Genomic DNA, 11209 nt, shown 5'->3' on the forward strand with positions numbered 1-11209 from the left:
AGTCGGGGGCGATCGGGGGCGAGGAGGTCATGCGCCGATCCTGCCGCAGCGGCGCTCCACCCGTCGGGGTGCGGCGGGCACGCGAGCCGTGGGGGGCGAGGGGGCCTTCTACTAGCCTGTCGCCGTGCAGGGCTTCGGGGTGGACATCGGCGGCAGCGGCATCAAGGGGTGCCTGGTCGACCTGGACGCGGGACGGCTCATCGGGGAGAGGCTGCGCATCGAGACGCCGCAGCCCTCGCTCCCCGAGCCGGTCTTCGACGTCGTGGCGCGGATCGTGGACTCGTTCGGCTGGACCGAGCGCGTCGGCGTGACGTTCCCCGGGGTGCTCAAGTCGGGCGTCGCGCACACCGCGGCCAACGTCGACAAGAGCTGGCTGGGCACCGACCTCGCCGCGGGCGTGGCCGAGCGCATCCCCGGGCCGGTGGAGACCCTGAACGACGCCGACGCCGCTGGGCTGGCCGAGATGCGCTACGGCGCCGGCCGCGGCCGCAACGGGGTCGTGCTCATGCTCACGTTCGGCACGGGCATCGGCAGCGCGCTCTTCGTCGACGGCCGGCTGGTGCCGAACACCGAGTTCGGGCACATCCAGGTCGACGGCGAGGACGGCGAGACGCGCGCCTCCGCGGCCGCCCGGGAGCGCGAGGAGCTCAGCTACCCGGACTGGGCGCTGCGGGTCGACCGCTACCTCGACGTGCTGGAGGGCAGCGTGTGGCCCGACCTGATCATCGTGGGCGGCGGTGTGAGCAAGAAGGCGCACAAGTGGGTGCCGCTGCTCTCCACGCGCACCCCGGTGGTGCCGGCCGAGCTGCAGAACGACGCCGGGATCGTCGGCGCCGCGCTGGCCGCCGTCGAGCGCGCCGAGGCCTGACCGCCCGGCACCGCCACCCCTCCGGGGCCGCCCGCCCGCCCCGTCGGAGCGAGGGGACGGGGTGCGAGGCGCTGGTTTCACCCGACGACGTCGTTACAATGGTGGAGCCCCAGCCCGCCGCTCTCCAGCCGGGAGGGATCCCCCGACCCGAACGCGGCCAAACGCCGTGCCGGTCACGCGGGGTCCCACGTCCCCCGAGCGCAGGCCGGAGCCGCTGCCCGCGGGCCACACGGTCTCCGGGGAACGCACCCAGCACGGGAAGGAACCTGAGTGCCCGCCGATCAGCCAGCACCGGAAGCAGCCGCAGCGAGCACCCCGCGCGCCAGGACGGCCGCAGCCGGTACCCGTGCCAAGAAGTCGGCCACCGAGCCGGCTGCCGCGCGGAAGAAGGCACCGGCCAAGGCCGCCGGTACGAAGACCGCCGCCAAGGGCCGCGCGAAGCCGGCCATCAGCCCGTCGCCGGGCGCCGGCGAGGGCGCCGTCCTCACCGCGGTGGCCACCGAGGAGGGCGCGGTCGCGGTCGTCGACGCGGGCTCCGAGGGGCTCAAGCTCGACGAGACCGTCGTCACCGGCAAGGACGGCGTCGAGGTCGCCGCCGAGGAGGAGACCGCCGAGGGCGGCACCGACTTCGAGTGGGACGAGGAGGAGGAGTCCGAGGCGCTGCGGCAGGCCCGCAAGGACGCCGAGCTCACCGCCTCCGCCGACTCCGTCCGCGCCTACCTCAAGCAGATCGGCAAGGTCGCGCTGCTCAACGCCGAGGAGGAGGTCGACCTCGCCAAGCGGATCGAGGCCGGGCTCTACGGCGCCGAGCGGCTGCGCCAGGCCGAGGAGGAGGGCCAGAAGCTCTCCCCGCAGATGCGCCGCGACCTGAACTGGATCGTCCGGGACGGCGAGCGCGCCAAGAACCACCTGCTGGAGGCCAACCTCCGCCTCGTGGTCTCCCTGGCCAAGCGCTACACCGGCCGCGGCATGGCGTTCCTGGACCTGATCCAGGAGGGCAACCTGGGCCTGATCCGTGCGGTCGAGAAGTTCGACTACACCAAGGGCTACAAGTTCTCGACCTACGCGACGTGGTGGATCCGCCAGGCCATCACCCGCGCGATGGCCGACCAGGCCCGCACCATCCGCATCCCGGTGCACATGGTCGAGGTCATCAACAAGCTCGGCCGCATCCAGCGCGAGCTGCTCCAGGACCTGGGCCGCGAGCCCACCCCGGAGGAGCTGGCCAAGGAGATGGACATCACCCCGGACAAGGTGCTGGAGATCCAGCAGTACGCCCGGGAGCCGATCAGCCTCGACCAGACCATCGGTGACGAGGGCGACAGCCAGCTCGGTGACTTCATCGAGGACTCCGAGGCGGTCGTCGCGGTCGACGCAGTGAGCTTCACGCTCATGCAGGACCAGCTGACCAGCGTCCTGCAGACGCTGTCGGAGCGGGAGGCCGGCGTGGTCCGCCTGCGCTTCGGCCTCACCGACGGCCAGCCGCGCACCCTCGACGAGATCGGCCAGGTCTACGGGGTCACCCGCGAGCGGATCCGGCAGATCGAGTCCAAGACGATGTCGAAGCTGCGCCACCCCAGCCGGTCGCAGGTGCTGCGCGACTACCTGGACTGAAAAAGGACCTCCTCGCCCCCGGACCTCGCTCCGCTCGGCCCGGGCCCCTGCGAGGAGGCCGTTCCAGCACCTCTCCGTGGCCGGTGCCCCTGCAGGGGCACCGGCCACGGCCGTCGCGCGGGAGGGTCACGAACGCGTGACACCCGGTGTGCGCCGACAACTGTCGGGTAGACGGCGTAGCGTGGTGCCCGTCAGAACAGCAGCGGACCCACGGTCGGCTCGGTCGACGACCGGCCCGGCAGATGATCACCAGCACGTGCACCACCAGTTCCACCCCAGTGACGTCCCCTGCTGGACCCGCTCCACCCAGACCCGGCGTGTTACGGACTCATCTCTTTCGGCGAGTCCGGGATGAACCGGGTCGGAACGGGAATCCGAGGGGCCATCCTGGCGCTGTGCAGGAGGCCGATCCGCAGCCGCGGGTCCGTGCGGTAGAGAGCGAGTGATGACCCAGATGACCCAGACGCTGACGACGACCCCCGCCGCCGACGACCTGGTCGTGCCCTTCCACTGCGACCGCTGCGGCGCACTTGCCAAGGTCCGTGTCGTGCTCGCCAACGGCAGCGACCTCGTCTTCTGCGGGCACCACGCCCGTGAGTACGAGGGCAAGCTGCGTGACATCGCCGTCGACTTCATCGACACTGAGGGCGAGCAGCGCGTAACTGCGTGAGAGAGGCGCTATCGTCGCGCCCGCGATGACCGCCTCACCCGACGATGCCGCCGCGTCCGACGTCCCGCCTCGTGCGGGCGCCGGGCCGGCGGCTCCGTCGTCTCCGGGGAGCCCCGGTCGGCGGCGACCGGAGGAAACCCCCATGCCCCAGCACGACCCTGCACCGGACGAGACGGTGCGCATGCGTCCCGACGGCGGTGACGGCCCCCCGCCGCCCACCGGTCAGACGCCCGCCTACGAGGCCGCGCCGGACGACACCCGTCCCGTGGGCCGCGACTGGCAGCGCGGTGCCCCCACCGCGACCCCGGCCACCGCCGAGACCGACCCGGTCGAGGCCGGCTCCGCCGACTCCGACCGCGCGGGCACCGCTCCCACCGACGTCACCCCGGACGAGCCCGGCCCGGCGGGGCGGGCGGCCGGCACCGGCCCCGACGGGGACGCCCGCCGCGACGACGACCCGGCAGGCACCGCCGTCATCCCGCCGGTGGACGACCGCTCCACCGCCCCCCCGGCCGGGGACGGCGACGTCATGCCCACCGTGCCGGTGGACCCGGACGGCTCCCTCGCGGCCCGGGGTCCCGGGAGCGGGGGCGCCGACGGCCCGCCGCCCGGTGACGACCGCCCCGGGACGCCCCGCGGGCCCTGGTGGCGCCGCCGCGCCGCGCTGGTGCCGGCCGGTGTCCTCGCCGCGCTCGCCGCCCTCTACGGCGCCGACCTGCTCCTCGCCTCCGGGGAGGTGCCGCGGAACACGGTGGTGGCCGGCGTCGACGTCGGCGGGCTGACCCCGGCGTCGGCCGCGGAGCGGCTCGAGGAGCGCCTGGCCCCCCGGGTCGTCGCGGACCACCCGGTGACCGCCGCCGACGTGACGGGCACCCTGTCCCCCGCCACGGCCGGCATCACCCTCGACGTCCCCGCCACCGTGGACGCCGCCGAGGAGCAGCCGCTCAACCCGTGGACCCGCCTGGTCACGCTCTTCTCCGACCGGGAGGTCGAGCCGGTGATCACCGGCGAGGAGACCGCGCTGCAGGCCCAGATCGAGGGCATCGCCGCCCAGGTCGACCGGGCCCCGCAGGACGCGACCATCGCGATCGAGGGCACCAGCCCCTCGGTCGTGGAGCCGGTGGACGGCCGGACGCTGGACCGCGAGGGCGCCGCCGAGGCGATCACCGAGGCGCTGGCATCCGGGGGTGACCCGGACACGCCCATCGAGCTGCCCGTCGACGTGGCACCGGTGCGCGTCGACGCCGAGGAGGCCACCCGCGTCCTCGAGGAGACGGTGACCCCCGCCCTCTCGGCGCCGGTGGAGGTCGTGAGCCAGGACGGCGCCACCTCCGTCGAGGTCCCGGTGACGGCCATCGCCGACTCCCTCACCTTCACGCCCCAGGACGACGGCGAGCTGAACGTCGGGCTGGACCCGGAGGCGCTGCAGTCGGCTCTCGGCGACGAGCTGTCCCAGTTCGGCACCCCGGCGGAGGACGCCACCTTCGAGGTGTCCGGCGACACGGTGAGCGTCGTCCCGTCGGTCGACGGCACCGGGATCGCGCCGGCCCGGCTGGCCGAGCAGCTGCTGCCCGTCCTGACCGAGCAGGCGCCGCGCACCGTCACCGCGGAGCTGGGGCCCGTGCCGGCGGACTTCACCACCCAGGAGGCCGAGGCCCTCGGCATCCGGGAGGAGATCTCCAGCTTCACCACGAACATCGGCAACGCCGCGAGCGGCACGAACATCCGGGTGGTCGCGGAGGAGGTCGACGGGGCGATCATCATGCCCGGGGAGACCTTCAGCCTGAACGGCTTCACCGGGCCCCGCGGCCTCGCGCAGGGGTACGTGGAGGCCGGCGTCATCAACAACGGCGAGTTCACCACCGCCGTGGGCGGCGGGATCAGCCAGTTCGCCACGACGATGTTCAACGCCGTCTTCTTCGCCGGCCTCGAGGACGTGTTCCACAAGCCGCACAGCTACTACATCAGCCGCTACCCGGCCGGCCGCGAGGCGACGGTCTACTACGACACGATCGACCTGAAGTGGCGCAACGACGGCGACACCGGCGTCTACGTCGACACCGCGTGGACCCCGGGCACGATCACCGTCACCTTCTACGGGACCAAGCGCTACGAGATCCAGTCGATCAGCAGCGAGCGCTACAACTTCCGCCAGCCGGTCGTGCAGGACAAGCCCGACAGCCCCACCTGCCAGCCGCAGCAGGGGTCGACCGGCTTCGACATCACGGTCACCCGCGTCTTCCGCGACCTGGGCACCGGCGCGGAGATCAAGCGCGAGGACTTCCGCACCCGCTACGCCGCGGAGCCGGTGATCAACTGCGTGCCGGTGGAGCCCCCGGCACCCGGTCCCGAGGGCACCGCCCCCGGCGGCGCCCCGGCGACGGGCGGCCGGCGCCCGTCGCGCCCCCGGGCGGCCTGACGTCGCGTCGTGACCCGACCCGGTGGGGTGCCGCGACCGGCACCCCACCGGGCGGCACGCACCCGGACGTGCACACTGGGCAGGTGAGCGCCGTCCTCCCCAGCGGCTCGCCCGCCGGGGTCGGGGCGGACGAGCCCGCCGACCGTGCCGGGACGGCGGGGTCCACGCGGGCCGACGTGCCCCGCCCGCCGCGGCTGCGCCGGTGGCCTGCGGTGCTGCGGGTGCCCCTGCAGGTGCTCGGCCGCACCCTGGCCAAGGCGTGGCAGGACCGCATCATCGGGCTGTCCGCCGAGGCCGCGTTCTGGCAGATCCTCTCGGTGCCGCCGCTGCTCATCGGCCTGCTCGGCTCGCTGGGCTACCTCGGCTCGCTGATCGGCGACAGCGCCGTCGCCCAGATCGAGGCGCAACTGCTGGACGCGTCGGCGCAGGTGCTCACCGCCGACGTCGTCGACGACCTGGTGCGCCCGACGCTGGCCGACATCCTCGGCTCCGGGCGGCTGGAGCTGGTCAGCGTGGGTTTCCTGCTCTCCCTGTGGGCGGGGTCCTCGGCGACGGCGACCTTCATGAACACGATCGTGATCGCCTACGACCAGCGCGACGTGCGCGGCCCGATCCGCACCCGGCTCAAGGCGCTCTGGCTCTTCGTCGTCGGGTTGCTGCTGGCGGTGCTCACGCTGCCGCTGCTCGTGCTCGGGCGCGGCAGGCTGGTCGGGCTGGTCCCGCCGGACTGGCGCAGCACGACGGACATGCTGATCAACGCCGTCTACTGGCCGATCGTGGTCATCGGCCTGCTCCTGGCCCTCACCAGCTTCTTCCACGTCGTGCTGCCGCACCGGCTGCCGTGGCGGCGGCAGCTGCCCGGCGCGGTGCTGAGCCTGGGCTTCTTCCTGGTGGCCGCGCTGCTGCTGCGCGCCTACGTCAGCGACATCCTGACCGTGGCGCTGCCCTACGGGGCGCTGGCCGCGCCCATCGGCGCGCTGCTGTTCTGCTTCTTCTTCGGGATGGCGGTGCTCCTCGGCGCGGAGTTCAACGCGACCATCCAGGCGCGCTGGCCCGCACCCCTGCGCCGCCACGAGCGCCGCCGGCGGGAACGGCGGCAGGCGAAGATCGACGAGGAGGCCCGCCGGCTCGGCCTGCGGTGAGGCCGGGCCTCACTCCTTGCGGAGCTGCTCGTAGACCTCCTTGCAGGCCGGGCACACCGGGCTGCCGGGCTTCGGGCTCTTGGTCACCGGGAAGACCTCGCCGCACAGCGCCTCGACGAGGGTGCCCATGACGGCGCTCTCGGCGATCTTGTTCTTCCGGACGTAGTGGAAGACCTCGTTGGCGTTGCCGGTGTCGGAGTCGCGGACGTCCGGCCGCTCGAGGATGTCGCTGCTGCTCATGCGGGCTCCCTGCTCGACGGTCGAGTGGTGCGGCGGGGTGCACCGCGGTGCTCCCGTCCCCGCCGACCATGATGACAGGGTGCCGCTCCCGAACACCTCCCCCCGCCCGGTCCTGTCCGCCGAGGTCGCCGACGCCCTGGCCGGTGGCCGTCCCGTCGTCGCCCTGGAGAGCACCCTGCTCGCCCACGGGCTGCCGCGGCCCGACAACCGGGCGGCCGCCGACGAGGTGGAGGCCGCGGTGCGGGCCGGCGGCGCCGTGCCGGCCACCGTCGCCGTCCTCGACGGCACCCCGCACGTCGGGCTCACCGCCGAGCAGGTCGACCGGGTGTGCGCGGACCCCGACCTGGCCAAGCTGGGGGTCCGCGACCTGCCGGTGGCCGCGGCGCTCGGGATGAGCGGCGCGACGACCGTGTCCAGCACCGCGCTGCTGGCCGAGGCGGCCGGGGTGGCGGTGTTCGCCACCGGCGGCCTGGGCGGGGTGCACCGGGAGTCCGTCGAGACCTTCGACGAGTCCGCCGACCTGACCGCGCTCTCCCGCACCTCGCTGGTGGTGGTCTGCGCGGGGGTGAAGTCGATCCTCGACGTCCCGGCGACCCTGGAGCGGCTGGAGTCGCTCTCGGTGACCGTGGTCGGCTACGGCACCACGACCTTCCCCGGCTTCTACGTCGCCGACTCGGGCTCGACGGTGGACTGGGCGGTCACCGACCCCGGGCAGGCCGCCGCGGTCTTCGCCGCCCGCCGGGGGCTGGCGCCCGGGGCGGTCGTGGTGGCCAACCCGCTGCCGGCCGACCAGCAGCTGGACCGGGAGCTGCACGACCGGGTCATCGCCGACGCCCTCGCCGCGGCGGACACGGCCGGGGTGCGCGGGAAGGACGTCACGCCGTTCGTGCTGGACCACCTGCACCGGGCCAGCGGGGGTGCCACGCTCGAGGTGAACGTGCGCCTGGTGCTGCGCAACGCCGAGCTCGCCGGCCGGATCGCCGCGGCGCTGGCCGCCCGCGCGGCCTGAGCGCCACCGTGGCGCCCCGGGTCGTCGTGGTCGGCGACGTCGCCACCGACGTCGTCGCGGTCCTCTCCGGGGAGCCGGCTCCCGGCTCCGACCGGCCGGCCCGCATCGTCACCCGCGGCGGCGGGGCGGGGGCCAACGTCGCCGCGCACCTCGCCCGCCTGGGCACGCCCGTGGTGCTGGCCGGCTGCACCGGGGACGACCCCGCCGCCGCCGGGCTGACCGCCGAGCTGGCGGCGGCCGGGGTGGAGCTGCGGGTGCGCACCGTCCCGGGCGCCGCGACCGGCACGATCGTCAGCCTGGTCGAGCCCGACGGCCAGCGGAGCATGCTCGCCGACCGCGGCGCGAACCTGGCGCTGCGCCCCGCCGACGTCCCCACGCCGGCGCCGGGCGGTCACCTGCACCTGTCCGGGTACACCCTGCTGGACCCGGGCCCGCGGGACGCCGGGCTGGCGGCACTGCGCGCGGCTGCCGACGCCGGGTGCACCGTCTCGGTGGACCCGGCCTCGACCGGCCCGCTGCGGAGCTACGGGGCGGCGCGCTGGCTGGCGGACACGGCCGCCGCGACCCTGGTGCTGCCCAACGCCGACGAGGCCCGTCTGCTGACCGGCTGCGAAGACGTCGTCGCGGCCGCCCGGGCGCTGGCCGCCCGGCACCCGGTCGCCGTCGTGACGCTCGGCGCCGAGGGCGCGCTGTGGGCGGCGGGGGACGAGGTCGTGCACCGGCCCGCCCGGCCGGCGACGGTCGTGGACACGACCGGCGCCGGCGACGCGTTCGCCGCCGGCCTGCTCGCCGCGTGGCTGGGCGTCGCCGGTTGCTCCCCCGCCGAGGCGCTCGACGCCGGGCTGGCCTGCGCGGCCGAGGTGGTCCGCCGACCCGGAGCGCGGTGACCCGGGGTGCTCAGCCCTCGATGACCCGCCCGGACCGGGCGGGGTTCTCCAGCACCCGGTCGGGCCGGACGTCGACGCCCTGCAGGCGGGTCTTCGGCTTGGGCGGGCGGTCGTTGGCCATGACGACGGCGATCCACGGCAGCACCGTGCCCAGGACCGCCAGGATGACCATCAGCCAGACGACCTTGTAGAAGATCGCCGCCAGGATCAGCGCCAGGGCGCGGATCGCCATCGTGGTGGCGTAGCGCCGCTTCCGCCTGGCCTGCTGCTCGGCCAGGCTCGGGGCGGCCTCGGTGATGAGCACCGGCTCCGGCTTGCGCGCTCGCGGGAACTGCTGGCTCGAGGCCACGGGCACCCTTCCCTCCGCTGGCCGGTGTCCGCGGGGTCCCACCCGCCGGCTCCCGGGCCACCCCCATGGTGCCACCGGGCGGGGCCGGTTGCAGGCGCCGCGACCGGCAGCCGCGGACGGCGGCGACGCCACCACGCCCACCCGGTCGGCCACGCGGCCCCACATACCCCCGGGGGAATGTGGGCCGCAGTGCTACCGTTGACCCGTGCATACCCCCCTGGGTATCGACCGCAGACCTTCAGGAGCTGACGTGATCCCCGAGATCGACCAGAACACCTTCGCCGCCCGGCTCGCCGCGGGCGATGCCCTCGTCGTCGACGTGCGCGAGGCGCGCGAGTACCGCCCCGGCCACGTCCCCGGCGCGCAGAACCTGCCGCTGAGCGTGCTGCCGGCCCGGCTCCCCGAGCTGCCCAAGGACCAGCCGGTCTACGTGATCTGCCAGGCCGGCGGGCGCAGCGCCCAGGCCACCGCGCTGATGCGCGCGGTCGGCATCGACGCCACCAGCGTCACCGGCGGCACCGGCGCCTGGATCGAGTCCGGCCGCCCGGTCGCCACCGCCGCCTGACCTGGACGACGCCACTCCGGTCCCGAGAGGAATCCCGATGACGATCACCGTCCTCCCCCTGGACACCCCCGGCCTGGGCGACCGCACCTACCTCGCCCACGACGGCGAGGTCGCGCTCGTGGTCGACCCGCAGCGCGACTACGACCGCGTGCTCGGCATCGCCGAGGCCGCCGGCGTCCGGATCACCCACGTCTTCGAGTCCCACATCCACAACGACTACGTGACCGGCGGGCTGGAACTGGCCCGCGAGGTCGGCGCCCAGTACCTGCTGAACGCCGACGACCCGGTCTCCTTCGAGCGCACCGGCGTCTCCGACGGCGACGTCGTCGAGGTGGGGGCCCGCATGCGGGTGCGGGTGCTGCTCACCCCCGGCCACACGCACACCCACCTGTCGTTCGCGCTCGAGGCCGACGGCGAGTCCGTGGCGGTCTTCACCGGCGGCTCGCTGCTCTACGGCTCCACCGGGCGCCCCGACCTCCTCGGCCCCGACCACACCGACACCCTCGCCCACGCGCAGTGGCACTCCGCCCGGCGGCTGGCCGCCGAGCTCCCGGACGAGACCGCCGTCTACCCGACGCACGGCTTCGGCAGCTTCTGCTCGGCCACGCAGTCCGGCGGCACCGCCAGCACGATCGGGCAGGAGAAGCTGGCCAACCCCGCGCTCACGACGGACGAGTCCCGCTACGTCGAGGACCTCCTCGCCGGGCTGGACGCCTACCCGGCCTACTACGCGCACATGGGCGCGGCCAACTCCGCCGGCCCCGGCGAGGCCGACCTCTCCCTGCCGACCGAGGCGGACCCGGCCGAGCTGCGCCGGCGCATCGAGGCCGGCGAGTGGGTCGTCGACCTGCGCAACCGCACGGCCTTCGCCGCCGGGCACGTCGGCGGGACGGTCAACTTCGGCCTGGACGGGCAGTTCGTCACCTATCTCGCCTGGCTGATGCCCTGGGGCACCCCGGTGACCCTGCTCGGCGAGACCGCCGAGGACGTGGCGGAGGCCCAGCGGGAGCTGGTCCGGGTCGGCATCGACCGGCCGGCCGCGATGGCCACCGGCACGGTCGAGGACTGGTCCGGCGGCGAGCCGCTGCGGGCCTACCGCACCGCCACCTTCGCCGACCTCGCCGCCGAGTTCACCGCCGGCCGCAGCCCCGTCGTGCTCGACGTGCGGCGCAACCAGGAGCGCGCCGAGCGGCACGTCGCCGGTTCGCTGCACATCCCGATCCACGAGGTGCTCGAGCGCCTCGACGAGGTCCCGGCCGGGCCGGTGTGGGTGCACTGCGCCGGCGGCTACCGCGCCGGCGTCGTCGCCGCCCTCCTCGACGCCCACGGCATCGACGTCGTCGCCATCGACGACTCCTTCGACAACGCCGGCCCCGCCGGCCTCCACCTCACCACCGACGCGACCAACCAGGAGATCCCCGCATGACCACCCCCACCGTCGACGCC

At 74.7% G+C, this 11209-nt stretch carries 11 protein-coding genes; 9 read left to right on the top strand and 2 right to left on the bottom strand.

What is annotated here, in order from left to right; genetic code table 11:
• The first annotated feature begins 124 nt into the window (after positions 1–124).
• The 5 genes from ppgK (at position 125) to E9529_RS20015 (ending at position 6713) form a co-directional block, all read left to right on the top strand.
• A complete protein-coding gene (gene ppgK / locus E9529_RS19995) occupies positions 125–868 on the top strand; it encodes a polyphosphate--glucose phosphotransferase (RefSeq protein WP_236833023.1) in 744 nt (247 codons plus the stop codon).
• A 270-nt stretch (positions 869–1138) separates the two neighbouring features.
• Positions 1139–2482 (top strand): RNA polymerase sigma factor, encoded by a 1344-nt coding sequence (locus E9529_RS20000; protein WP_236833024.1) that lies wholly within the window; start codon positions 1139–1141, stop codon positions 2480–2482.
• Between the two features lie 445 nt (positions 2483–2927).
• The gene (locus E9529_RS20005) at positions 2928–3152 is read left to right on the top strand and encodes a hypothetical protein (RefSeq protein WP_236833025.1); all 225 of its coding nucleotides are present in this window, start codon (positions 2928–2930) and stop codon (positions 3150–3152) included.
• Between the two features lie 142 nt (positions 3153–3294).
• A complete protein-coding gene (locus E9529_RS20010; protein ID WP_236833026.1) occupies positions 3295–5571 on the top strand; it encodes a VanW family protein in 2277 nt (758 codons plus the stop codon).
• Positions 5572–5654: 83 nt separating this feature from the next.
• The gene (locus tag E9529_RS20015) at positions 5655–6713 is read left to right on the top strand and encodes a YihY/virulence factor BrkB family protein (RefSeq protein ID WP_236833027.1); all 1059 of its coding nucleotides are present in this window, start codon (positions 5655–5657) and stop codon (positions 6711–6713) included.
• A gap of 9 nt (positions 6714–6722) precedes the next feature.
• On the opposite strand, the gene E9529_RS20020 is transcribed toward E9529_RS20015, so the two are convergent.
• Positions 6723–6953 carry a DUF3039 domain-containing protein gene (locus E9529_RS20020; RefSeq protein WP_236833028.1) on the bottom strand — a complete coding sequence of 77 codons (231 nt, stop codon included), beginning with the start codon at positions 6951–6953 and terminating at the stop codon, positions 6723–6725.
• A 79-nt stretch (positions 6954–7032) separates the two neighbouring features.
• Between E9529_RS20020 and E9529_RS20025 the strand changes: the two genes are divergently transcribed.
• On the top strand, positions 7033–7962 hold the full coding sequence (locus E9529_RS20025; protein WP_236833029.1) for a pseudouridine-5'-phosphate glycosidase: 930 nt from the start codon (positions 7033–7035) through the stop codon (positions 7960–7962).
• An 8-nt stretch (positions 7963–7970) separates the two neighbouring features.
• Positions 7971–8849, top strand: a complete 879-nt coding sequence (locus tag E9529_RS20030; RefSeq protein WP_236833030.1) for a PfkB family carbohydrate kinase — start codon at positions 7971–7973, stop codon at positions 8847–8849.
• A gap of 10 nt (positions 8850–8859) precedes the next feature.
• On the opposite strand, the gene E9529_RS20035 is transcribed toward E9529_RS20030, so the two are convergent.
• Positions 8860–9204, bottom strand: coding sequence for a DUF3099 domain-containing protein (locus E9529_RS20035; protein WP_236833031.1), 345 nt, complete (start codon positions 9202–9204; stop codon positions 8860–8862).
• A 244-nt stretch (positions 9205–9448) separates the two neighbouring features.
• Here E9529_RS20035 and E9529_RS20040 point away from each other — a divergent pair, with 244 nt between their 5' ends.
• Complete coding sequence (locus E9529_RS20040; protein ID WP_236833032.1) at positions 9449–9763, top strand: rhodanese-like domain-containing protein; 315 nt, start codon at positions 9449–9451, stop codon at positions 9761–9763.
• A 37-nt stretch (positions 9764–9800) separates the two neighbouring features.
• Entirely contained in the window at positions 9801–11189 is a 1389-nt protein-coding gene (locus E9529_RS20045; RefSeq protein ID WP_236833033.1) for a rhodanese-like domain-containing protein, read from the top strand.
• The last annotated feature ends 20 nt before the right edge of the window (positions 11190–11209 follow it).

The organism is Blastococcus sp. KM273128 (assembly GCF_021698975.1).
Taxonomy (GTDB): domain Bacteria; phylum Actinomycetota; class Actinomycetes; order Mycobacteriales; family Geodermatophilaceae; genus Blastococcus.

What these genes read in the sequence shown, in the direction of transcription:
- E9529_RS20005 (WP_236833025.1), top strand. Translation starts at nt 2,928, where the DNA reads ATGACCCAGATGACCCAGACGCTGACGACGACCCCCGCCGCCGACGAC.
- E9529_RS20020 (WP_236833028.1), bottom strand. Translation starts at nt 6,953, where the DNA reads ATGAGCAGCAGCGACATCCTCGAGCGGCCGGACGTCCGCGACTCCGAC.
- E9529_RS20010 (WP_236833026.1), top strand. Translation starts at nt 3,295, where the DNA reads ATGCCCCAGCACGACCCTGCACCGGACGAGACGGTGCGCATGCGTCCC.
- E9529_RS20045 (WP_236833033.1), top strand. Translation starts at nt 9,801, where the DNA reads ATGACGATCACCGTCCTCCCCCTGGACACCCCCGGCCTGGGCGACCGC.